Annotated in this window: 17 protein-coding genes; 12 read left to right on the top strand and 5 right to left on the bottom strand. The window is 48.1% G+C overall.

What is annotated here, in order from left to right:
• Positions 1 to 295 precede the first annotated feature (295 nt).
• The 9 genes from AC53GJ_RS05175 to AC53GJ_RS05215 all read left to right on the top strand — a co-directional run bounded on the left by AC53GJ_RS05175 (position 296) and on the right by AC53GJ_RS05215 (position 17066).
• Complete coding sequence (locus AC53GJ_RS05175) at positions 296 to 1087, top strand: sulfite exporter TauE/SafE family protein (protein ID WP_496731469.1); 792 nt, start codon at positions 296 to 298, stop codon at positions 1085 to 1087.
• Between the two features lie 266 nt (positions 1088 to 1353).
• On the top strand, positions 1354 to 2652 hold the full coding sequence (gene pepB / locus AC53GJ_RS05180) for an aminopeptidase PepB (protein ID WP_496731470.1): 1299 nt from the start codon (positions 1354 to 1356) through the stop codon (positions 2650 to 2652).
• A 49-nt stretch (positions 2653 to 2701) separates the two neighbouring features.
• The gene (gene hrpB / locus AC53GJ_RS05185) at positions 2702 to 5182 is read left to right on the top strand and encodes an ATP-dependent helicase HrpB (protein ID WP_496731471.1); all 2481 of its coding nucleotides are present in this window, start codon (positions 2702 to 2704) and stop codon (positions 5180 to 5182) included.
• Positions 5179 to 7425, top strand: coding sequence for a penicillin-binding protein 1B (gene mrcB, locus AC53GJ_RS05190; RefSeq protein ID WP_496731472.1), 2247 nt, complete (start codon positions 5179 to 5181; stop codon positions 7423 to 7425). Before hrpB ends, mrcB begins: the two co-directional genes overlap by 4 nt.
• A gap of 44 nt (positions 7426 to 7469) precedes the next feature.
• Positions 7470 to 9617, top strand: a complete 2148-nt coding sequence (locus tag AC53GJ_RS05195) for a winged helix-turn-helix domain-containing protein (protein ID WP_496731473.1) — start codon at positions 7470 to 7472, stop codon at positions 9615 to 9617.
• Positions 9618 to 9706: 89 nt separating this feature from the next.
• Positions 9707 to 9970, top strand: coding sequence for a hypothetical protein (locus tag AC53GJ_RS05200; protein WP_496731474.1), 264 nt, complete (start codon positions 9707 to 9709; stop codon positions 9968 to 9970).
• Positions 9971 to 10058: 88 nt separating this feature from the next.
• Positions 10059 to 12263, top strand: a complete 2205-nt coding sequence (locus tag AC53GJ_RS05205) for a winged helix-turn-helix domain-containing protein (RefSeq protein ID WP_496731475.1) — start codon at positions 10059 to 10061, stop codon at positions 12261 to 12263.
• A 293-nt stretch (positions 12264 to 12556) separates the two neighbouring features.
• A complete protein-coding gene (locus AC53GJ_RS05210) occupies positions 12557 to 14782 on the top strand; it encodes a winged helix-turn-helix domain-containing protein (RefSeq protein ID WP_496731476.1) in 2226 nt (741 codons plus the stop codon).
• Between the two features lie 112 nt (positions 14783 to 14894).
• On the top strand, positions 14895 to 17066 hold the full coding sequence (locus AC53GJ_RS05215) for a winged helix-turn-helix domain-containing protein (RefSeq protein ID WP_496731477.1): 2172 nt from the start codon (positions 14895 to 14897) through the stop codon (positions 17064 to 17066).
• Positions 17067 to 17097: 31 nt separating this feature from the next.
• Here the strand turns inward: AC53GJ_RS05215 and hemL are convergent, their stop codons facing one another.
• The 4 genes from hemL to AC53GJ_RS05235 all read right to left on the bottom strand — a co-directional run bounded on the left by hemL (position 17098) and on the right by AC53GJ_RS05235 (position 21709).
• Positions 17098 to 18393: a glutamate-1-semialdehyde 2,1-aminomutase gene (gene hemL / locus AC53GJ_RS05220; protein WP_496731478.1), complete on the bottom strand. Its 1296-nt coding sequence runs from the start codon at positions 18391 to 18393 to the stop codon at positions 17098 to 17100.
• Between the two features lie 63 nt (positions 18394 to 18456).
• Positions 18457 to 19467 (bottom strand): aspartate carbamoyltransferase, encoded by a 1011-nt coding sequence (locus tag AC53GJ_RS05225; RefSeq protein WP_496731479.1) that lies wholly within the window; start codon positions 19465 to 19467, stop codon positions 18457 to 18459.
• Between the two features lie 91 nt (positions 19468 to 19558).
• Positions 19559 to 19990, bottom strand: a complete 432-nt coding sequence (locus tag AC53GJ_RS05230) for a CopD family protein (protein WP_496731480.1) — start codon at positions 19988 to 19990, stop codon at positions 19559 to 19561.
• A gap of 12 nt (positions 19991 to 20002) precedes the next feature.
• The gene (locus tag AC53GJ_RS05235; RefSeq protein ID WP_496731481.1) at positions 20003 to 21709 is read right to left on the bottom strand and encodes a chloride channel protein; all 1707 of its coding nucleotides are present in this window, start codon (positions 21707 to 21709) and stop codon (positions 20003 to 20005) included.
• A gap of 55 nt (positions 21710 to 21764) precedes the next feature.
• Here AC53GJ_RS05235 and AC53GJ_RS05240 point away from each other — a divergent pair, with 55 nt between their 5' ends.
• The 3 genes from AC53GJ_RS05240 to AC53GJ_RS05250 all read left to right on the top strand — a co-directional run bounded on the left by AC53GJ_RS05240 (position 21765) and on the right by AC53GJ_RS05250 (position 23548).
• Positions 21765 to 22499, top strand: coding sequence for a DUF6776 family protein (locus AC53GJ_RS05240; RefSeq protein ID WP_496731482.1), 735 nt, complete (start codon positions 21765 to 21767; stop codon positions 22497 to 22499).
• Positions 22500 to 22550: 51 nt separating this feature from the next.
• Complete coding sequence (gene erpA, locus AC53GJ_RS05245) at positions 22551 to 22892, top strand: iron-sulfur cluster insertion protein ErpA (protein WP_496731483.1); 342 nt, start codon at positions 22551 to 22553, stop codon at positions 22890 to 22892.
• A gap of 413 nt (positions 22893 to 23305) precedes the next feature.
• Complete coding sequence (locus tag AC53GJ_RS05250; protein ID WP_496731484.1) at positions 23306 to 23548, top strand: helix-turn-helix domain-containing protein; 243 nt, start codon at positions 23306 to 23308, stop codon at positions 23546 to 23548.
• Positions 23549 to 23607: 59 nt separating this feature from the next.
• Here AC53GJ_RS05250 and AC53GJ_RS05255 read toward each other — a convergent pair whose 3' ends face one another.
• Entirely contained in the window at positions 23608 to 24987 is a 1380-nt protein-coding gene (locus tag AC53GJ_RS05255) for an AmpG family muropeptide MFS transporter (RefSeq protein WP_496731485.1), read from the bottom strand.
• Between the last annotated feature and the right edge of the window lie 113 nt (positions 24988 to 25100).

The following is a 25100-nucleotide window of genomic DNA, read 5'->3' on the forward strand; positions in this document are numbered from 1 at the left end:
GCTATTGATAGCAGAATATCAGCACCATCGCAATCACTATGAAAAAAGCCGCCGAAGTATACAGACAGCGCTGTACTTCGTCACCTTAATTTATTGCCTGGTGATACGACAAAAAGAAACGATACAATCTAGACCAGTTTGACTGCCTTGTGAATTGAAATATCCGTGAAGTTATGCAGACAATTCGGTGACAACAGTGGGGACGGTCCGTGGTGAGTTCAACAGCCGTCTGACAAATAAACTCTGAGGGTCGGTATTGGCCTGCTTTTTTACTGCAATCAATGTTGGAGAAAATATGGAATTATGGTGGGCGTTTTTAGTCTTAGGTGCCGTGGTTGGTTTTGTCGCTGGTCTGCTTGGCGTGGGGGGCGGCGGTATTATGGTCCCGGTGTTGACGACTTTATTTATGGCGTTGAATTTTTCTGAAGCTGTACATATGGCGCTGGCGACTTCGCTGGCAGCTATTGTCACCACCTCTTTTGCCAGTGCGCGCAGTCATCAGCGGCATCAGGCGGTGTTGTGGCCGGTGGTGTGGCAACTGACGCCGGGTATTTTGCTCGGAACTTTGCTGACTGCCATGGTTGCGGCGCTATTACCGGCGCTGGCGCTGGCGATTTTCTTTAGCTTGTTTATGGCCTATGTCGCGTTGCAAATGCTGCTGAATATCAAACCTGTGGCCAGCCGCACTTTACCTGGCAAAGTGATGATGGCTGGCGTTGGTTTTGGCATCGGTGCAGTGTCGGCACTGGTCGCTATTGGTGGCGGCTCGCTGACAGTGCCATTTTTAACCTGGTGTAATGTGCGCATCCAGCAGGCAATTGGCACCTCAGCGGCGGTTGGTTTACCGATAGCGCTCAGCGGTACCCTTGGTTATGCCATCAGTGGTTATCAATTGACTGACTTGCCGGCCTGGTCGGTTGGTTACATTTATTTACCTGCGGTGCTGCTGATATCCTTAGTCAGTATGCTGACAGCCCCGCTTGGGGTGGCGCTGGCACACAAATTACCTGTTGCTGTGCTGAAGAAAATTTTTGCGCTGTTGTTGGTGAGCTTAAGCGCGAAGATGCTGCATAGTGTGGCGTTTTAACCGGACGGATCTAAGTTTTGCCGCTAGCAGGTCGCTGTGGCTACTATCTGCGCTGTGCTGGTGTTTGCAGGCCGGACGCTGGGGCAGTTTTCGAGACAGCCGCCGGTGCCGTTCCGGCCTTGCTGTGATACACTCCAGCCATCGAGTGAGCAGGGCGGCTCTGTGAAGGTGGCCCTGACGTTGTTGTGCCACAGCACAGTAAACAAAATGTGCCACAGCACAGTAAACAAAATGTGCCACAGCACTTTTAACCATAAAGGTATGTTATGACATTATTGCTGCAAATCAGTCTGACCTCAGCTGCGGCTGATGGCCGTTTTGGCAAAAATCCACTGTTGACACCAAGTGCGGACGGTTATCAAATCCATCTGCCAGTTGCAGATCCGCTGCGGGCCGTGCAAAAGGCCGGTCGCAGTCTGGATGGTTTGGGTTTGCAGCAAGTGCAACTGGCTGGCGAAGGCTGGAGTCTGGACCTGCAGTGGGCGTTTTATCAGGGATTTTGTAACGCCAAAAAACTCGGCGGGGTCAGCTGGGCTGGTTCAGACGCTGAAGTAACACAACTAGTCCAGTTACAACAATGTTTTGCCTGGGCCAAAACTCAGACCAATCAAACGCCGGAAGACTTGTCTCCTGCTACTTTATGCGCCGAAGCCATTAGTTTGATTGAAGCCGTCTCCCCACGTGGCAGTGTCACAGCCCGCACTATTGTCGGTGAGGACTTACTGACCGAAGGCTGGATTGGTTTGCATGCTGTCGGTCGCGGCAGTGACAGACCGCCGGTGATGCTGGTGCTGGATTACAATCCAACCGGGCAGGATGATGCCAAAGTGGCGGCGGCGCTGGTTGGCAAAGGCATTACCTTTGACAGCGGTGGTTATTCGATTAAAGCCTCGGAAGGCATGCTGACGATGAAATGTGATATGGGCGGTGCAGCGACTGTGACTGCAGCGCTGGCTTTAGCTATTTTACAGGGGCTGGCGGTGCGGGTGCAGTTGATCCTGTGCTGCGCGGAGAACTTAATCAACGGCCGGGCTTATAAGCTCGGTGATATCCTCAGATATAAAAATGGCGTCAGCGTTGAAGTGGTCAATACAGACGCTGAAGGCCGGCTGGTGCTGGCTGACGGCTTACAATATGCTGCCAGTACCGGCGCGCCGTTGGTGATTGATGCTGCTACTTTAACAGGAGCCGCCATGATGGCGGTCGGCAGTGAATATAACGCCTTGTTTGCACTTGATAAAGAATTACAAAACCGCGTGCTGGCTTATGCCGGACAAGTGCAGGAGCCGGCCTGGCCACTGCCGTTGGAGCGCTGGCATCAACAACAATGTCCGTCGCCTTATGCCGATACGGCCAACAGCAGACCGGTGAAAGGCGGTGGGGCTGGTGGTGCCAGTAATGCCGCTGGTTTCTTAAGCCGTTTTGTTGGTCATGATGGTAAAGGCTGGTTACATATAGATTTAGCGGCCGCCTTTCATAATACTGCCAATGGCCTTTGGGGCGCTGGTGCCACTGGCACTGGCATCCGACTGGTCGCCCAGACCTTATTACAGGAAACTGCATAACAGCAACGCGGATCTGCCGACCAGATCCGCAGCTTGAATGGACTGAATTTTGACTCTACCCGTCGCTGATATTTGTGCTGATCTGGTCAGCCAACTGCAACAACAGCCGGTGGTGCTGCTGACTGCACCACCAGGTGCTGGTAAATCAACTTATTTACCGCTTTATTTATTGCGTCATCCGGCTTTTGCCAATCAGCGCATCATCATGTTGGAACCCAGGCGGCTGGCGGCGAAAAGTATTGCGGCTTATCTGGCAGCACAACTGGATGAAGCTGTTGGTCAGACCGTGGGTTATCAAATCCGGCTGGAGCAACAACAGTCGGCCAAAACCCGACTGCTGATTGTGACCGAAGGGGTGCTGATCCGTAAAATTCAGCAAGATCCCGCGTTAAGCTCAGTTGATTTACTTATTTTCGATGAGTTTCATCAACGATCTCTGCAGGCCGATCTGGCGCTGGCGCTGGCATTGGAAGTGCGGCAACTGAACGAGCAACTGCGGCTGCTGATTATGTCAGCCACCTTGGCTGGGGCTGAATTATCAGAAAAACTGCAGGCGCCCTTGTTGGTCAGCCAAGGCCGGCAATATCCGGTTGAAGTGCGTTATCTGGCACCCAGTCAGGAAGATGTCTGGCAGCAAAGTGCCAGACTGGCGGCACAGTTGCTGACCGAACATGACGGCAGTTTGTTAGTCTTTTTGCCCGGCCAGCGCGAAATTGAGCGGGCTTATCAGTGGTTGTTACCACAGTTGCCGCCACAAGTGTTGTTGTATCCGTTGCTGGGGACTTTAACTTTGGCAGAGCAACAGCAAGCGATAGCGCCGGCACCTGCGGGCAAACGCAAAATTGTGTTATCAACCAATGTGGCGGAAACCAGTTTAACCATCGATGGAATCACTGTGGTGATTGACTCTGGTTTAGCCCGGCAGGCTAGTTATCAGCCAAGACTGGGTTTTAGCAAGCTGGACACAGTGGCCATCAGTCAGGCGGCGGCTGTGCAGCGCGCCGGCCGGGCCGGTCGGCTGCAGGCTGGTTTTTGTTACCGCATTGACACCGCCGAAAAATGGGCCCGTCGACCCGCCTTTGATAGTGCAGAAATTCAGCGCACTGATTTACTCGGTTTGCGGCTGGAAATCGCCGGTTGGGGTTGTCAGGTGGCGGATTTGTTCTGGTTGGACCCACCACCGGCAGCACAGCTGGCGGCGGCGGAACAATGTCTGACCTGGCTTGGGGCATTGAGCCCAGTTGAAGGCAGTACAAAATTACAACTGACGGCACGGGGCAAAGCCATGTTGCAGCTTGGTACTGATCCAAGGCTTGCTTCAATGTTGCTTGCTGGCAAAGACTTTGAACAACAAGGTTTTGCTGGCGCCCAGGCGCTGGCTGCGTTATTGGTTTGTCATCTGGAGCAAAATAAACGCAGTTTGAGCTGCGATATTTTGCGCCAACTGGCGCAACATCGTACTGCAGCTTTATTACCACAAGCCCGCCAATTGTTGCGGCAGTTGCAGGCCGATCCGCACACATTGCAGGGGCCCTTACCGGAGCAACTGACAGCTGCCTTGTTAGCGCAGGCATTTCCGGATCGCATTGCGCAACAACGTGGCCAGGGTTATCTGCTGGCCAATGGCACCGGCGCTGTGTTACCAGCCAATGACGAGCTGGCGCACAGTCCTTATTTAGTGGTGGCAGACTTGCGGCTACTTGGCAAAGATGCCTGCATCAGTACTGCCATTGCCTATAGCGCGAATGAATTGCAAAATCAATGGCAAGCACAACTCAGTCAGCTGCGTCATTTTGCTTTTGATGAAGACAACGGCCGTTTTATTGCCGAACAGCGTCTGCAACTGGGCGCCTTGGTGCTGAAACGACAAAATATCTCGCAAGCACTGACAGCGGCAGATCGGCAGCAAGCCTGGTTGGAGTGGTTGGCTAAACGTGGTGTCGCTGCTTTACCCTGGTCAGAGGCGGCGCGTAATTTACAGCAACGGTTATTGCTGGCGGCAAAGCTGCAACCGGATGCCGGCTGGCCAGATTATGGTGATGTAGCGCTGCAAGCGACCGCGGCAGACTGGCTGGGGCCAGCACTTGGCGAGATGAGCCAGTTGGCGCAATTACAGAAACTTGATATCAAAACTTTATTATGGCAACGGCTGAACTATCAGCAGCAACAAAAGCTCAATCAATGGCTGCCAGCCAGTTGGCGTTCAGTATTGGGTACTGAAACTGCGCTGCATTACAGCGGTTTTGAACAAGCCAACAGTGGCCAGATCAACCTTGCGATCCGGTTACAGGAAATGTTTGGTCAGTCGGTGACGCCAACAGTGGCTGATGGCCGGATGGCGGTCACTGTCAGTCTGCTGTCGCCGTCGCGGCAACCTTTGCAACTGACACGGGATTTAGCCAGTTTTTGGCAAAATGCTTATCAGGATGTCAAAAAAGAAATGAAAGGCCGTTACCCTAAACATTATTGGCCCGATGATCCGTTGCAGGCGATGCCAACCAATAAAACCAAAAAAGCGATGTTAAAATGACGACTAGAAAACCCAGAGCCAAGAAAGTAAATAAAATCAATCCTTTGTACTATAGCGTTGGTTGGTTTTTGCTTAAAGTGATGCTGGTGCTGGCGTTAACACTGTTTATTTATCTGATTTATCTGGACAGTAAAATCACCACATTATTTTCCGGTCAGAAATGGCAGGTACCAGCTCAGCTCTACGCCAGAGCGCTGGAACTGGCGCCGGGTAAGCATTTATCCCAACCGCAATTGCTGGACGAGTTGCAACGGCTGCAATACAGAGCCGATCCCCGTTTAAACGGCCCTGGTCAATATCAGGTGGAAGGGCAAAAAGTCTGGATCTATCAAAGAGCTTTTGATTTTCCTACTGGTCATCGCAGTGCCGCATTAATCAGTGTCAGTTTTGCCGGTGAATTTATTCAGACAGTGGCCAGTGGTCGTGAACAAAAAGCCATTCGCCAAACCCGGCTGGAACCGCAATTATTGCAACATTTGGTGGCTGCTGAGCAGGAAGACCGTGAATTGTTGGCTCTGCAGCAGTTGCCCCGCAGCATCAAAGACACCTTATTACTGGTCGAAGACCGTGATTTTTATCAGCATCATGGGGTGTCGGCCTGGTCGGTGTTACGCGCGATGTGGGCCAATATGCTGGCCGGTAAAACTGTGCAGGGCGGCTCGACTCTGACCCAGCAACTGGCGAAAAATATGTATACCAATCAGCAACGCTCTTACTTACGCAAAGTGAATGAGGCACTGATTGCGTTGGTGCTGGATTATCGTTATAGCAAGGATCAGATTTTAGAAGCTTATTTAAACGAAATTTTTATCGGCCAGTTTAAAGATAATCCGGTGCATGGGCTTGGTCTTGGCAGTAAATTGTATTTTGGTAAGCCTTTAGCTGAACTCAGGCCGCATGAGTACGCCTTGCTGATTGCGGTGATTAAGGGCCCTTCCTTTTATGATCCGAGACGTTTTCCAGGCCGGGCGCAAGAACGACGTGATTTAGTGCTTGGCATGATGCGTGATGGTGGTGTGCTGGATCGCAGTCAGTGGCAGGCTGCAGTGAGTCAGTCACTGGACGTGATCCCGCTGGGACATCACCTGAAAGGTCGGTTCCCCGCTTATATTGATAAAGTCAGGCAGGAGTTACGCAGCCTGATCGAGGATAAAAGCCAGTTGCAAAACGGTATCCGGGTCTTCACCTATTTTGATCCGATAGCGCAACAAGCGGCAGAAACAGCGCTGCTGAAAAGACTGGAAAAGCTGGACCCTGCCATCGAAGGCGCTGTGGTAGCGACTGATTATCAGCAAGGGGCGTTAATTGCCATTGTAGGTGGCCGCCAGACACAATTTGCCGGTTACAACAGGGCGATTTCGGCCAGGCGCCAGATCGGCAGCATTATTAAACCGGTGATTTATCTGACTGCACTGGCCCAACCGAATCGTTTTCATTTGGGCAGCGTATTACAGGATTCGCCGCTGAGCTTAAAAAGTGGTGGCAAAAATTGGCAGCCACAGAATTATGACAAAAGATTTCGCGGACCTGTCAGTTTGTTACAATCGCTCAGTGAATCATTAAATATTCCAACTGTGCGGTTAGGTTTACAGTTAGGGCTACCTGCGTTGCAACAAAGCCTGCAACAACTGGGTTTAGCGCGGGAAGTGAAATTACGTCCTTCGTCACTGCTCGGAGCAGTAGAAATGAGTCCACTGGAAGTGGCGCAAATGTATCAGACTGTTGCCAATAAGGGCCAATACCGGCAGTTAGCGGCAATCTCTGCCATCACCGGACAGCTTGGCGAAGCTGTGTATCAGCGTAAAAACAAGGCTGAACAGCGGGTCAGCAGTTCTGCCAGCTATTTATTACAGTTTGCCATGCAACAAGCCACTCAATCCGGCACGGCGCAAAGTTTAGCGCAGCAATTCCCAAGGCAGCGTTTTGCTGGTAAAACTGGTACTTCCAGCGATTATCGTGACAGTTGGTTCACTGGTTTTGATCATGAAACTGGTCTGACGATCTGGTTAGGACGTGATGACAACAAAGCGATTGGCTTGACCGGTGGCAGCGGCGCTTTGCCGGTTTTTTCAGCATATTTTCAGCAATCTGGCGCTAATTCGTTGTTCAGAGCGGTGCCGGAGAATGTTTATAAACAATTTATCAGCAAAAGCAGCGGGCGCTTTGTCAAAGATTCGTGCGTTAATGTATTGTTATTGCCGGTAATTTCAGTTGAAATGCCTTTGCATGAAAATTGTGATTGAGATGTGATAAGGTAAACACGTTATCAGGGAAAGTCGGGCGTATTATGTCAACCAAACCAGAACAGCATTTAAAAGTCGGTGATTGGTGGTATCTGCCACAGCAAGACAAATTAGTCAAAATGAATGAAAACGGCGAGGTCACTGAAACCGCCGAATTGGATAACTTATGCCAGAAAGCGATTAATTATTTTATTCTCAATGCCGGCAGGCTAATTACGCGTGACGAAATTCTGCAGGATGTCTGGGGCGTCAGAGATGTATCGGATGGTCGTATCTCCAGAGTGATCCGGGTACTGAGGGTCGCTTTAGGCGATGACAGCCGCGAGCCGACCTATATTGAAACCATTCCTAAACGTGGTTTCAGATTTATTGCACCTATTGCCGAAGTGGTGCTGCCGGAACCCATTGAACTGGAATTACCGGCTGAACCTCAGACCGTCACTGAGCCGAGCAACAGTCGCAACCCCCTCTATCGCCAGCTCGGTATCGCTGCTGCATTAGTGCTGCTGGCAGCTTTCGCCTATCTGCTGCTTACCCCAAGCCAAAAGCCAGACCAGGCCGACACAGTACCATTTGTCAGATATGAAGCCATCACCAGCCTGGTCGGGTTGGAGTTTGAGCCTTCAGTGTCATCAGATGGAAACTATTTAGCTTTCACTTACAAACCTGAAGAGTCACATTTAAGTAAATTAATGCTACAGAATTTAAGATCTAATGAAATCAAGACTTTATTAGAGTTTGATGGCGGCATTTCTGGTCCGGCATGGAGGCCTGATGGTAAGGCTATTGCTTATCAAAAAGTGAAAAAAAGTGAATATTGCCAGATAAGGCTTTTAACTTTTACCCCTGATAAAACGAGTGTAGTTAGTGATGAATTAGTCACTAATTGCGGTCTACAAACATTATCGGGGAGAATGTCTTGGTCGCCTGATGGCAAATTTTTAGTTTATCCCACCTGGCCGGAGGGAGAGAAAAATATGGTGCTCATGCTTCATCCAATTACTGGGGGTCAGCAAGAAAGATTAACCGCACCACCACAAACCAGCCTTGGTGATTATGTTGCTAAGTTTTCAAAAGATGGAAAATATATTGCTTTTTTGAGATATGTCGGGGATTCGGCAGGGCAAATTTGGATTATTGATTTAGAAACTCGTTCTTCTAGAAAACTTGCTCAGTTATCTGGTATCCCACCATTAAACATAGATTTTATAAATGATGATAAAGAAGTTATTTACCCCTCGAGTAATGCGTCTATTATCTCCGTTAATATAAAAACATCTGAGCAGAAGGTGCTAATTAACACAGAAAGTTTAGCACATGAAGTTTATATTACAGATCAAGGGCGATTATTTGTAAGTGTAGGTAGTGTAAGAAAAACAAATATCTCTAAGCAAGATAATCCACTCTTAAGTGATAATCGAAGTTCTCAATTAATTTTTCACTCTAGTCGAAATGATTCATCAGCAATTGCAAATCCCTTACTCAGTGGACCGTTAGCTGTGTATTCAAATCGCTCAGGTTTACCACAGATTTGGTTTTATTTTGATGATGGAAAACAAATTCAAATAAGTAAGTTTACAGAAGCTTATGATATGAAAAATATGGAATTTTCAGCTGACGGAAAAAACTTGCTTGCTAATGTAGGTAATTCAATTTGGGTTTTTTCTTTAGATAAACCGCCTATACAGTTATCGAGTCCGGAGCAGATTGTACTTGAACCTAGCTGGAGTTCTGATGGTAAATTTGTATACTTTATTGTTAGTAAAGAGGGGCGTTGGCAAGTCGTTAGAACTAAGGCTGATTCGAAAAATCAAGAAGTTGTAAGTAATGAATTTGATTTTTATCGTGAAAGTCCAGATGGAAAGTATCTAGTTTTTAGGATGCTTACTGACAAAAATTACAAATTAAGGGTTATAGAAACAAATGAGATTATTGATTTACCTATAACAATTCCTAGTTATTTGCATCCAAATTTTGTATTGCGGGATAACTACATATATTTTACTGAGCAAGTAAGTGATGATAAATTTTCAGTTAGAGGATTTAATCTGATAAATAGAAATGTAAAGGATACTGGTGTAGTTATGGAGAATTCCCTTCGTAATTTTACTGTTAGTCGTGACGAAAAATTTATCTATCTACCAGTAGGAAGCTATGGCGATATAGATATTGCTGAATTAAAGTTCAAATGAATATTTATAACCTAATTATTCCCACTTCGTAAGGTTTTAAAGAATAAATTAATCTATTGTCATGACTTCAATTTAAGCAGGGGATAATCATGAAATTCAAAAATTTAATCACTATCTTGGCTATGTCAATTGTAAGTTTCTCAGTTGCTGCTCACGTTTCAGATGAGAAAGATAATGACCCAGTGCCAAGTCAATATGAAAATGCTGATGCAGCTGAAAGTGTTGTTGAAGGTAATGAAATTAATTCCAATTCTGAGGAATACTTGGAAGAGAAATTTAAGCAATTAGACGAGAGTATTTACAAAACCGAAGCTGCCGACCAGTATATTTGCCAGCCATGGCCTAGATGTTAAGTACGTATTTATATCTATATTTTGAAATGAAACACTTCCCCACTAAATTATCTTAGTTTAGTGGGGGGTGGTAAAAGATATAATTAATATGGACAGTCTAGACAAAAATGCTACGTTATATACCCAAATTGGAAATTGGTGGTTTTTGCCTGAGTTTGGAACTCTTGTAACACAAGAAAAATCTGGTCAAATTGTCAGCACTGCGGCGCTAGACCCGTTTTGTCAGAAAACCATCAACTTTTTTATTTCTCATCCTGGTCGTTTTATCAGCCGGCAAGAGCTGATATTACAGGTTTGGGGACATTCTGACGTTTCTGAGCAACAGTTAATTGCGGTGATTAACACCTTACAACGGTGTTTTTTTAATGAAGGTAGTCCTGAGGTTTATTTACAGACTATCGCTAAAACTGGTTATCGTTTTATTGCTGCTTTGTCACAAAGTCAATTGCCGGATGAAATTGCAACTTGGTTACAGCATTCAGTGACGAATCAATTAAGCAGTGATAAACCAGCTATCTTGCCAAAACGCTGGTTAGCGGCAACTTTAGGTCTGGCCTTCGTCATCTGCAGCCTTGTTAGCTTAAGGTTTTCCTCCTCAGTGGCAAAAAATTCTGCGCGGCCTGACGTCGCAAAATTTCAGCAAGTGACTAATCAATCTGGATTAGAAGTTTATCCGGCCATATCACCTGATGGTCAGTGGTTAACTTATTTGCATATGGATAAAAACGGCCAAAAAGAAAATCTGCAATTGCGAAATTTACAAAATGGTGACACCAGCATTTTATTTGAAAAAGATGGATTTTATGCTGATGCGACCTGGCGCCCGGATAGCAAGGCTATTATCTATATGGTTGGTGCCTATCATCAGGATTACGAATTACGTCTGCTTGAACTGACGCCTGAACGAAAAGACCAATTACTGTTCACCATCCCGGCCGGTACCAAAATGGGCAGAATGAACTGGTCGCCTGATGGAACATCGCTGATTTATCCGCAACAAACGCCAGATAAACTGCAGACCAGTTTATGGTTGTATGACTTAAAAACAGCAAAGCGTGAACAACTGACAGTGTTACCCTCGTCCGGTTGGCTTGATTATGCACCGGTTTTTTCAAAGAATAGCCAGACAGTGGCTTTTTTAAGAAACTACAACGATAACAAAACTGAACTCTGGTTACTTGATTTGCCAAGTCGCGAGACCCGTTTACTTTATACATTAACTGGAGATGCGCCAGGATCAGTAGACTGGATCAATCAGGATACAGAGCTGTTGCTGCCGCATAGTGATCGCAGTTTACTGGTGATTGATGCGGCTACCGGTCAGGAAAACTTGAAGATTTTTACCGAGCAGCAAGCTCTCGGTATTCGTGTGAATGGTCAGCGCGTTTTTGCCGAGGCTGGAGCGTTTCGGCATAGCTGGATTGAGAAGCAGCGCAATCCGCTTGCAAAGCAACAGCCGCTCGATCAGAGCTTAACGACAGAAAAAGAGCTGGCGACCAGCCGAACTATTTTTAATATCGAACTCAATCCAGATCCGGCTGGCCCCATTGCGGTGAATACCAATAGATCCGGCAGTCGCCAGGTGTGGTTGTATTATCCTGATGGCCGGCAAATCCAGCTTAGTCACTTTAAGCTGGATAAAAGAATAACTTCGATGGCGTTTTCGCCGGCAGGTACTGAGTTATTGGTGGCGTTCGATAATCAGTTATGGCTATTGTCAGAACACCAGGCAGCGCGTCAATTGTTAAAACCGGGGCAAAGCGGACAAGTACCAAGTTGGAGCGCTGATGGCCGTTTTATTTATTTTATCGATACAGTGCAAGGACGAAATCAGGTCGCTCAAATCGACATCCACTCTTTGTCTCAACGAACGTTAGCGCTGGATTATTTTCGGCAGAGTCCGGATGGCCAATACCAGATCTTTCGCCAGCACAATGCCCAGCCTTACCAGTTAAAGTTTGCTCATACTGGAGAAGTGCTGGAGCTACCGCTGCCTGTGGATTCCAGTCTTTCTCCCTATATGGTACTAGCCAGGCAACATCTGTATTTCCTGGATTGGCAGGATGATCAGCATATTTTTATCCAGGCTTTTAATTTAACAACAAAAAAACTGATTAAAACCGGCATTAGAATGACCCATTCCAACTATAAGTTTACCCTGAGTGCGGATGAGCAGTACTTTTATCTACCGACCGGCACTTATGGTGAAATGGATATTGTGCAGTTACAGTTCTCTGAGGTGCTGCAGCAACAGTTATTTGATCCTGCCAGCCGATCTGAATCGACGCACTGATAACCCCACTGCATAAAGGCTGCAGGCCTGTCATTTTGTCCTGTCCATTTTCAGGATCAATCATCCACTTTTTCCTGTGTTGAAGGCGGGTTCGGCTGGTTACTCTAGCGACATCTATTTTACTTTGCTCAGCACTCGCTGTTGGTAGTTGAAGTGACCACCTAATTTCTATGGTACTCATGAACCCGAGTTCAGGTTCAATAAGCTTTAAAGTGAAAATAAAGTTAAAAATTGTTCTGAATTTAACCTTTTTATGCTAATTTTTCACCATTCCGGTGAAGGAGCACTTTTGTATGCATAACAGGGATGGCAGGCTTTCGCTCAAGGTTGGTGACTGGTGGTATATTGCCGAACTCGATAAGCTGGCCAGGCTGGATGACAGTGGTAATATTCTGGCCACTGCTGATTTTGACTTTCTTTGTCAGAAAACAATTAACTATTTTATCCGTAATCCTGGCCGTTTAGTGCCGCGGGAAGAGTTATTGCAGCATGTCTGGGGTCGGGCTGATGTGACCGACAGCTGTATTACCAGGGTGATCCGGGTGCTACGCCAGACATTAGGCGATAACCGGACCTCGCCCATTTATTTGCAAACCATTTCAAAAGTGGGTTACCGGCTGATTGCCTCAGTATCAGAACAGATGTTGCCAAGTCCGATAAAACCTGTGGTACAACAGCTGTCTCAGGCAAAAACGCCGGCGGTCAGTCTGCCGCAGAAAAGGCTGCGTTTGCAAGATGGCTGGCTTACGCCTTTGTTACTGCTGTGCAGTATGGTATTGCTGGTGTTGTCGCTGCATTTTTATGGCGCTGGCTGGCAATCACAAAAGGTTGCCACCCCCTTTGCTCGCTACATGCAACTGACTGAATTAGTCGGGGCTGAGTTTGATCCAGCCTTGTCGCCAGATGGCTTATGGCTGGCTTATATTCACTTCGATAAACAGCAACAAAACGCCAGCCTGATGCTCAAACATCTGGCATCTGGAGAAAACAGGCTGTTGTTTCGCCAACAAGCTGCCCTGGCCAGTCCGGTCTGGAGTCCGGATGGACGCACATTGCTGTATCTGGCAGCAACTGAAACCGCCGCCGAACTGCTGCAAATACAATTTGATGCAGCCTTGCAGCCACGCCATACCAAGCGACTCTTTAGTCTGGCTGCCGACTCAACTTTAGGTCATTTGAGCTGGTCCGCAGATGGTCAGTGGCTGGCGTATCCGGAGCGCAGCCGTGATCAGTATGGCAATAGTTTATGGCTGTATAATTTCAACAGCGGCAGTCGTGAACAAATTACCTTGCTGCCACCGACAGCGCTGCGTGACAGTTCGGCAGTATTTTCTGCCAATGGCCGTCAGCTGGCTTTTCTGCGCCATTACCATCATCACAGCGCGGAAATCTGGTTGCTGGATATGGCCACCCGTTCCAGTCAGTATCTGCAAACAATAGAGGGTGAAACACCGCTGAATATCAGTTGGTTACCACAGGATCAACTGTTGCTAATTAACCGCAGTGATCGTAGTTTAATGGCGATTGATGCCAGCAGCGGGCTGGTTCACTCTCAGTTAACCACGGACCAACAAACCCAGGCCGTCAGGATCAGTCCACAAGGGCATGTCATGGCCGTGATTGGCGAACTTTGGCATAGCTGGATTGAGCAGCGACAAAATCCGCTTTTTGCGTCAGCGCAGCCCGCAGTGGCGGCTCCGGTTGAAGCTGTGTTTCATTCCAGCCGCAGCGTTTTGGCAGTCCAACCTAATCCGCAGTCAACCGGGCCTGTTGCCGTCTTTACCGAACGTTCTGGTCGCCGCCAGATCTGGTTTTACTACCCGGATGGCCGCCAGTTACCGGTCAGTGATTTTATGCTGGATCGTCAGGTACAAGTAATGACGTTTTCGCCGGATGGCAAGCAGTTGGTTGCTGCGCTTGGTGATCAAATTTGGTTATTCAGCGCCTCTGCAGCCCCCCAACGGATCTCGCGAGTCAATCAGAGCGGCTGGCAACCGAGCTGGAGCCGGGACGGACAATATATTTATTTTATGACGGTCGAGCGTGGCCGCCACCATGTGATCAAAGCCAATGCCCGTAGTTTGAATCAGACACAGCTCGATGCTTACAATTATTATCAGCACAGTCCGGATGGTGAATATCTGTTGTATCGGCTGCAAGCGACCGAAGCTTTCCGGCTGAAATTTTTAAGCACCGGCCAGGAGCAAAAACTCCCTGTCAGTGTTAAAGCCGGCACTGTGCCCGATTTTGTGCTGGCCAGCGAGCATCTGTATTTCACCGAAATAAAAGATAAACATCATTTATTTATCAAAGCATTGCATCTGAAAAATAATCAGGTGACAGCCACCGGACTGACGATAAAAGCAACACATAAGCGTTTTAGTCTCAGTGCCGATGAACGCCATTTTTATTTATCCGCCGCCACTTTGGGCGAGTTGGATATTGCACAGCTGCTGTTATCAGAATTGAAGCGCGGTCAATTGTTCACCGCAGGCAGTACCGGTATTGGCAATCTGTAATGACGAATTGCATTCTTTTACAGATTTAATCTGATGAAGGTCGGTACAACTCATTAAATAATAAAAGCTTTCATGTATACTCCCCGTTGATATAGTCACGGGGAGGGCATGCATGCATTATGTCGAACCTTTAATTGGTATCGTAAACTGGCGTTATGACAGGGCTACAGGCAGATTGTCGCTGATAGATGACAGCACAGTGATCCATAAGCTCGAACCCAGATTACACCATTTATTAAATTATTTTCTGCAACACCCGAATCAGATCATCTCCAAAGATCAACTGATGGATGATGTCTGGCCAGAGGGGGAAGGAACAGATGCTGCAGTGATGCGGGCAGTTGCCAGCTTGCGTAAAATTCTGCAACCCGGACTGGCTGATCAAGCCTGTATCGAAACTTTATCAAAACGTGGTTATCGCTGGTTATTGCCGTTAACGGAATTGCCACTGCAAAAAATTGAAAAAGTAGCACTGCAATTCACCGCTGAAGAACACTGCGTCACTTTCCCACAGCCAGCCGAGCAAAAAAACTGCAAAGCTATTGCTTTACCCGCGCAACCTGTGGAGCAACAAAGTGCCAGTCAAGCTATACAACACAAATCAGGTTTCTCCCGTTACTGGCTTGCTGGCTTGTCGACACTACTGCTGCTAGGGCTGCTGTTGAGTATCTGGCTGTCGCCGGACACAGAAAAACCGACGGACATTTACAGTCAGCAACTGACCATCAGTGCGTTGGCAGGTAATGAAGTATCGCCATTACTGACTGCTGACCAGCAACATTTATTTTACCATTATCAGTTGCCGCCACAGCAGAAATGGCGCTGGCTGAAACATGATTTGACCAATAATAAGCAGCAAAGCGCCAGCCAGACGTTTGATAAGCTCGGGCAGGCGGTTTGGTTGGACCCGGAGCATTTTGTGTTTCAGGCGCAGGTGCAGCAACAATGTCATTTTTACTTGCAGGTTGCGGCTGAACTCACCATCGCAGCGCGCCAGGTTTTCCCTTGTCAACAGCTGGTCCGGCATGGATTGGTCAAATGGCAGGATAACTTGTTCTGGCTGGCACAGGCTGAGGACCAAAGTATTCAGCTATGGCAGCGTCCGGCCAGCGAATTTAACCAGACAAGTGGCACTGAGGCGAAATTAAGCTATCAGTTTGCGCCAGGTTACCGCCGGGCCTTGCAGTTAGTTGCGCACCAGCAATATTTATATCTGTTGCTGGAAAAAGATTTTGCCCAAACTAGTTTGTTTCGGTTAGATCCTGCCGATGCCGAATTGATCTGGCTGCAAGATTTTAATCTGCACATTACCCACCTCGCCGGTTGGCAACGGCATGCATTGTTACTGGCTACAGCGCAAGGACCTATGCTCTATGATCTGCGGCAGTCTGAGTTAACACGCTTAAATACCGCACAAGGGCTCTATACTGAACTCTATCCGCAACCACAAAATATTCTGGCGATTTCGTTGTTGGATGGCACTGCCGATATCTTACCGGTGAAGACAGCGGCGGCTGAAGTGCCCTCGAGCCTGTCACAATGGTTAAACAGCAATAAAAATGAATACCAGTTGGCGACGATGCCAGCTTCAATTGCAGCGCAACTGCCGGCCAGGCTGGCGTTTGTGTCAGAGCGCAGCGGTATGCCACAAATCTGGTTACAGCAGCAGGACAAATTACAACAATTAACCAGCTTGACCAGGCCAGTGCGGATCAGCCAGTTATTGTGGCATCAGCAAAAATTGTATGCCTTGCTGGACGCCGTGTTGTCCGAAATCAGTCTGACGGACGGCTCTGTGACAGCTTTAGACGTCGGTCAGCCAAGCAGATTAGTGTCATGTCAGCAACAATTGTACTGGACCGCCTGGTCTGCCGATGGCTGGAATTTATTTCGGCTGGATAAGGCGCAGCAAGCAGAGAAAATACGGCCAAACGTGGTGGATGCGCGTTGCGGGCCAGATGGCCAGTTAGTGTTGTTGCCATTTGGGGCTGCTGCTTTAGAGTTGTGGCAACCAGATTCGGACCAGAAGACAACCTTGGCTGTGCAACTGAATTGGCGACAGCAAGCTGCCGATAGCTGGTTAACCACTGAAACTGGCTTATACTGGCTGCAACGGCAGCAGTTATGGTTTTTGGCCTGGGGCCAACAACAACCAGAGCCTGTGCAGACTGAGCCGTCTTTTGATGCCGATGAAATTTATCGCGGCATCGCAGCTGAGCAGATTTATTTTCAGAAAATCAATGAGTTACAAGCAGATGTGATTTGGTTAAACCCACCGGCCTGAGCAAGTGCTGCAGGCCGGTGCGACCCGCAGATTAACGCTGTTTCATCGTGGCAAAAGCCTGATCGGCGGCTGCAATAGTCGCCGCCAGATCGTCCTCACTATGGGCCAGGCTTAAGAAACCCGCTTCATAAGCAGAAGGTGCCAGATAAACGCCTTGTTGTAACATCAGATGGAAGAATTGTTTAAAGGCTTCGATATCGCAGCGGGTAGCTTCGGCATAGCTGCTGACCTTAGGCTGATCGGTAAAGAACAAACCAAACATCGCCCCCACCTGATTGACACAGAAAGGGATCTGATGCTTAGCTGCAACTGCGCTCAGTCCAGCCAGCAATTGACTGGTTTTGGCTGTTAAAGCTTCATACACACCCGGCTGACGGATGGCGGTTAAAGCTGCCAGACCAGCCGCCATGGCAATTGGATTACCAGATAAGGTGCCTGCCTGATACACCGGACCCAGCGGTGCAATATGCTGCATAATGGCTTTTTTACCGCCAAAGGCGCCGACCGGCATGCCGCCACCAATGATCTTGCCCAGGGTGGTTAAATCCGGCGTCACGCCGTAATAAGCCTGAGCACCACCTAAGGCCACCCGGAAACCCGTCATTACTTCGTCAAAAATCAGCACAGCACCATATTGATCACACAGATCACGTAAACCCTGCAGATAACCAGGATTTGGCGGGATACAGTTCATATTGCCAGCGACAGGCTCGACGATCACACAAGCGATATCCTGGCCTTTTTCGGCAAATAATGCTGCCAGTTGTGGCAGATTATTAAATTCACAAGTCAGGGTATATTTGGCAAAGTCAGCCGGCACTCCTGGCGAATTTGGTACGCCCATGGTTAAAGCGCCTGAACCGGCTTTGACCAGTAAAGAATCCGCATGGCCGTGGTAACAACCTTCAAATTTAACAATGGTATCACGGCCAGTGTAACCCCGGGCCAGCCGAATCGCGCTCATGGTTGCTTCAGTGCCTGAACTGACCATCCGCACCATTTCCATCGACGGCACTATCGAGGTCACTAATTCCGCCATGTCAATTTCAGCCGGGCAGGGCGCGCCAAAGCTTAAGCCTTTTTCGGCTGCTTTGATCACCGCTTCGCGAATGGCTGGATGGTTATGCCCCAATAACATCGGCCCCCAGGAACCGATGTAATCAATATAACGGTTGCCATCGACATCATAAATATAAGCGCCATCAGCCCGTTCAATAAATACCGGCGTGCCGCCGACATGTTTAAAAGCCCGTACCGGTGAATTGACACCGCCAGGAATAGTTTGCTGGGCCCGGTTGAAAAGTTGTTCAGATAAAGTGGTCATCATTTAGATTCCTGCAAACTCAGGCGCAGTAAAAAGCACCTGAGGGATAAAAACAAATTCGGCCTGTTAGCCTTTATTCGAATACCAAGGCACTTCACGTTCATATTGACTGAGCTGCTTTTCGACGCCAAGGGTCAGCGCAAACAGTGCCATCCTGACCAGAACGCCATTATCCGCCTGGCGGAAAATGGCCAGATTCGGATTTAAGTTCAGATCATTGTCCAGTTCATTCGCCTCCAGCCGGGAGTCGCGTGGCAGCGGATGCATAATCACCGTATTTGATTTGCAGTGCTGGGTATAAATCTGCTGATTTAACCGAAACTTACCGCGATACTTATTGGCTTCATCCTGCGATGGAAAACGTTCTTCCTGAATACGGGTCTGATACACGATGTCGGCATTAATGTTACCTGCCAGTTGATCAGTGATGGTCACCTGATGACCGGCATTTTCAATGGCTGCGATAATTTCATCTGGCATTGCCAGCTCATTTGGCGCAATCAGGGTAAATTTGATATTTTTGTATAAGGCCAGTAATTTTGACAACGAGTGCACAGTACGGCCAAATTTTAAATCGCCGATCATCGCAATGTGCATGCCATCAATACTCTGCGCCGACGCCGCCAGTTCACGTTCGATGGTAAATAAATCCAGTAACGCCTGAGTAGGATGTTCATTGGCACCGTCACCGCCATTCAGCACCGGTACCCGGCTGCCTTCAGCAAATTCGGCTACTGCACCTGCTTGCGGGTGGCGCATGGCAATCACATCGCTGTAGCTGCTGATCACGCGGGCAGTATCAAACAAAGATTCGCCTTTGGATAAAGCGGAAGACTGCATGCCGGTGGTTTCCCGAACTTCACCACCGAGCAGGTTAAAAGCACAGCCAAAGCTGACACGAGTCCTGGTGCTGGGCTCAAAAAACAAATTACCCAGAATTGCCCCTTCCAGCACAGTGGTGCGTTTTTTGCGGTAAGCATAAGGTTCCATGCTTTGGGCAATCTGGAAAATATGCTGGATACTGTCGCGATCGAATTGTTTCACCGAAAGGATATGTTCGCCTTTGAAGCTCATCATGCGTGCCTATTGCTTGGAGTGACAGAAAGCGGCCGCCGGCCGCTGAACTGGCGCGCAGTATAGCAAAGTCAGCGGCTGAATACGAACTGCATCAGACAGGTTTGAGTACCGCCAGCAGAATGATGGCAAACATAACCAGCACAGGTAACTCGTTAAAAATACGGAAAAACTTCGGGCTTTTCTGGTTTCTGTTGTGTTTAAAATCGGCCAGCAATTTAAAGCAATAGCCGTGGTAGATGTACAACAAAGCGACCAGCAACAACTTATAGTGCAGCCAACTGCTGGCTTTGAACCAGGCTGCGCCGTAACTGTGGATCAACAACAGTCCAAACAACAAGGTTAACAAAGCAAAAGGCGTGACAAAAAACAGCAATCGCCGTTCCATGATTTTAAACTGGGCATCCACCTCGGCCGACTGGTTGGCAGCGTGGTAGACAAAGAGTCTGGGTAAATAAAAAATACCGGCAAACCAGGCCACCATAAAACCGATATGGAAGGCTTTATATAGCAAAATCGAAGTCATCGTGATTCCTGTTTAAAGTAAGTTATTTTGCCGCATCAGCAAGGCCCGCACTTGTTCCCAACTCACCAGTCCCAGAGGCTGATCGGCATGTTCATCGTCATAAATCAGCACAGCGCCTTCGCGTTGGTCACCGAGCTCGGCAAAAACTTCCGCCATAGTGACCTGATGACTAAGCGCTGCCACCGCAGAAAATTTCAGCATGCTTTGTTCCGTCATCGACATTGCCAAATCATAACTGGCCAACTGATAATGCTGATCAACGGCATAACTGCGTTTGATCAGCAGCAGTTGCTGCGGTTTTAAACCATCCAGCGCCTGGATCACCTGCGCGTCAGTCGGGTTTTCCAGCACCTGATAATCCTGTTGTAGCATGGCCAGTACGCCAACTTTTTGCAGCACATCATCAGCCGGCGCCAATTTATAGGGTAATTGCATAAAATCAAGCTGTTGCAGGAAAATTGACTTGGTCTGAAAAAACTGTACCGCTGTGACATAAGACACAGTGATCACCAGCATCGCCGGGACTATTAAATCCGGATTGGCGGCCAGTTCGGTGACAGCCACTAAGGCTGCCAGCGGTGCATGTAATGTTGCCGCCATCATGCCAGCCATGCCTAATACGGCATAAGTACCAGCTGCACTGCTATCGCCCAGCAATAACGACGGAATAAAAGCCAGTAGAGTGCCCATCACAATTCCAATCCCAAACACCGGACCGACAATACCGCCAGGCACGCCGAGCCCAAGCGCGGCGACCGTCAGCAGAATTTTGGCAATAAAAATGGCAAACAGTAGCAGCAATTCATTCGGTACTGTCACCGCATAATGGATCGCGCCTGTTTCAGCGCCAAGCGCTTGTGGCACCAGATAGCCAATACCAGCAGTCAGCACTGCAGCCAGCGTCAGCCGCAACGATAAATGCCAGTTGCGGAAGGTTTTCATTGTTTTCATCAGGCTTTGATTAAAAAAAGTCGCCACCACGCCCATGGCGATGCCACAGAGCACCAGATAAGGTAAATGCCAATTCGACAGCGAGATCATTTGAATGCTGGTCAGTTCGTTCCCGACACCAAACACAGTTCTGGTGGCGACGGCACCGGCCATGGAGGCCAGCATCACCGGCACAAATACATGGATACGGTATTCACGCAGCACCACTTCCATCACAAAAATCACTGCCGCGAGTGGCGTGTTAAAAGAAGCAGAAATACCGGCGGCAATACCACAGCCGGCCAGAATGCGGATACTGTTATAAGGTAAGCGCAAATAACTGCCCAGGGTACTGGCACCAAAGGCGCCTAAATGGACTGAAGGCCCCTCACGTCCTACTGAAAAACCAGCCGCCAGTGCGGCAATACCGCCCAAAAATTGGTGCAATGTATTGCGCCAGGGCATCATGCCGTACTTCACTTTGATGCGATGGATCACAAAAGGGATGCCAAGCCGGTAATGTTTTAAACCTATCACCAATCCGAGCAGCATAATAAAAGCCGCGGCAAAAAGCGGTAGTAACGCACGTTCCGGCGCCGTTAATGTGGTAAAGTCGTCATAGTGTTGCAGGTAAAATGCCTGTAATCCCATGATACTCAGTCGGAACAGAATGATCAGCGCCGCGGCGATCAGGCCACCCGCCAGCCCCAGCAGACATAGTTGTAATGATGTGACAGGCAGTGCCAGTCGACGTCGTAGCGGTGGCAGCCATAAGCGCCAGGATTTCATACTCAGTTACCGGCTTTTCAGATGATGTAACTAACATAACATTTTGAGTCTTTTGATGAAACTTGCACAGATAAAACTTCTGCTTTGGCCGTGGCGCATGCAACTTGGGGTGGTATTGTTGTTGTTGGTACTGGCTGTGCTGGCTGGTTATCGCTTTGGCAACTGGTCTTTGTTCCAGCAACAGCAGCAACTCAGAACCCAATTGCAGCAATTGCAGACTGCGCTGGAACAGTCAGAGCGCTTGTTGGCTGAGCAGCGTAAACAAACAGATTATCTGACTGCGGAGCTGGCGGTGGAAAAAAGTACTGTGACGCTGCAACAACAGGATTTAAAAGCTGAGCAGCAAAAGTTGTTTGATACCCGCAAAGAATTGGCGTTTTATCAGAAAATTATTTCACCGGATCTGCAGGCCAACAGCCTGATTATTGATAGTTTTGTTATAGCGCCAGCGGCTGACGCCGGTCGTTTTCGTTTTAGTCTGGTGTTGATTGAGCAAGATAAACAAAAGAATTTTGCCAAAGGTCAAATCAGTATGACTATCAGTGGCACTCAACAGGGCAAAGCCAAAAGCCATGACTTGTTGCAACTGGCGGGCTACAGTAAAGCGGACCGGCGTTTTAGCTTTAAGCATTTCCAGATTTTTGAGCAGGAATTTGCCTTGCCAGCAGATTTTGTGCCCAAACAAGTCGATGTCACTATTCTGGTACCAGCCAGCCGCGGTAGCAAAGCGGCCAAAGTCAGTAAAACGTTGCTATGGCAGGATGTGGTTGCTGGGGAAATACTTGAATAAATTAGTCAGGTATTAGATAATTCGCGCCAGTTTTTTAGTTGAGGTCACACTATGTCTGAAGTTCAGGTTCCGATTCAGTTTACGGATGCGGCCGCCAATAAAGTGCTTTCGCTGATCCAGGAAGAAGAAAATCCGGCTTTAAAATTACGGGTTTATGTCACAGGCGGTGGCTGCTCAGGTTTTCAATACGGTTTTACCTTTGATGAAAAGGTCAATGACGGCGATCTGACCATTGATAAAAACGGCGTCACTATGGTGGTCGATCCGATGAGTCTGCAGTATCTGTTGGGTGGTATCGTGGATTATACCGAAGGATTGCAGGGTAGTCGTTTTCTGGTACAGAACCCGAATGCCACCACGACTTGTGGCTGTGGTTCGAGCTTTTCTGTCTGATTTTTAGGTCCAGCCCTGGTCAATCTATGATTGCAACTGGTCTGGACTGTGTTTTTTTCTGCAATGTTCCTATTTTCCGTATAGTCAAATCTTCTCATTCGCGTTAAAGTGATTTTTTATAACATAAAAGTAACATAATGTAGCGGTTGCTGGCAATTGTTCCCGTCTTCATGCCTGCGGTTTTGCACTACTTTGAATGTTTAAAATTTTTTATCCAATAAAATCAGTCGGATGCTGCTAAAGTTGTAGATTGAATACAATTTTTAACGGTTGTAACTATACGCTCGTCGCATCCTATGGTTTAATTAACTGATATTTATTGCTTATTGGGACACCAATAAGGTTTGGATTTTGATTTGGCAGGAAGTGTTTGACATAAAAAAAGGCGTTCAACGCTGGGAGAAGAAAACGTTATGAAAGGTACGAAAAGCGTCATCTCTGACGAAAATAAAAGACTGTGTTTATGGTTAAAGCGGCAAAGGCAGGATAAAGGCCACACCATGCGCAGTTTGTCTGAAGTATTGGGAACTCCACATTCATTCATTGGAAAAGTAGAAAACCAGGAACGCAGATTGGATGTTGTTGAGTTTGTTCGGTATTGTCAGGCATTGGAAGTTGACCCAGCGGACGGATTAAAGCAGGTACTGAGCCAATAATGATTTGGTCTTGGTGAATGACAACAAAGCCGCTTGATTGCGGCTTTGTTGTTTTTAGCTCAGTTTATAGCGGCCTGTGCCGGCTTATTGCGGCTGCTGAGTTGCGCTTTGCTGTTTAACTGCCGGACGATAAACCATAACAACAATAATCCAGGGAGCACCATCAAGGAAGTCAGCACAAAAAATAGCGCCCAGTTGCCGTCCAGTGCATCGACCAGACTACCGGCAAAAGAAGCCATCGAGGTTCTGGCAAAATTACCAATAGAGGCCAGTAAGGCATATTGGGTGGCAGAAAACGCCACGCCGGTAAAGCTGGTCAGGAAAGCCACAAAAGCCACAATCGAAAAAGCAGTGGTAAAATTATCTAACAGGATAGTCCAGAGCAGTAATTGTTCATCCGGTCCCGCCAATGCAATCCAGGCGAACATCAGATTACTCGCAGCCATGGTTACGCCCCCTAACACCAGACCTTTGATCACACCAAAACGCACATTCAACAAACTGCCCAATAAAGTGAACACCATAGTGGCGCCCCAGCCAATCAATTTGGAATATTCGGCGATTTGTTCATTGGAAAAACCGACTTCACGGTAAAACTGAATCGACATCCTGCCGAGCAAAGCCTCACCTAATTTAAAGATCAGAATAAAGGCAATCAGTGAGCATGACAGCAGCATACCATTACGCCGGAAAAACTCGGCAAATGGCTCAATGACGGTCACACTGAACCAGAGCAGTGCAGGATGCTGGATTTTTTGCTGATAACGTGCCGCAGCCTTTTGTTGCAGCAGATCGCGATGACTGACAGGTTCAGTGATGAATAAACTGGCCACAGCCAGTGCCAGTAAAATCAGGGCCATGCCAAGATAAACCTGCGGCCAGCCATGGCTGTCGGCGTAGTGAAAAGCGTAAAAACCAGGCAGCGAATAACCAGTCCACCAGCCAGCAACGCTCATCGCGGCGGCAGCTGGCAATCTGGCAGGTTCATCCCCAATGATATCAATGCGGTAGCCATCGATGGCGATATCCATAGTGGCGGCGGCTGCGGCGATTAATAACGCCAGTAATGAAGTCCAAAGCAAACTGTAAGCCGGATTGGTGAAGGCGATGGCGATAGTGGCCAGCACGATAAACAGCTGCATCAGCAAGATCCAACTGCGTCTTTGCCCTAATAATTGATAAAACCAGCCTAACTTGACTCTGTCCACCAAGGGCGCCCATAAAAAATTAATGGCGTAGACCGCGGTGACAGATCCAAAAAAGCCGATGGTGGCTCTGGATAAGTTCGCATCTTTTAGCCAGCCGCTCATGGCAGAACCAATCAGCACCCAGGGAAACCCAGATGAACAACCGAGCAGGAAGATAAATAACAATCTGCGGTCACGGTATTGCGTTAAAGCGGCGAAAAAACCCGGCTGGGCATTAACAGATCCGGACATGCAGTCATCACTCCAGCAGGAAGGCTTATAAAGCTGGCACCTTAACAAAGTGCTGTTGCTGAAGAAAGGGGGCAGCACTGAAATGTCGCATCCGAAGGCAAAAATGCAGTGCT

This window comes from Rheinheimera sp. B2H12 (assembly GCF_059620065.1).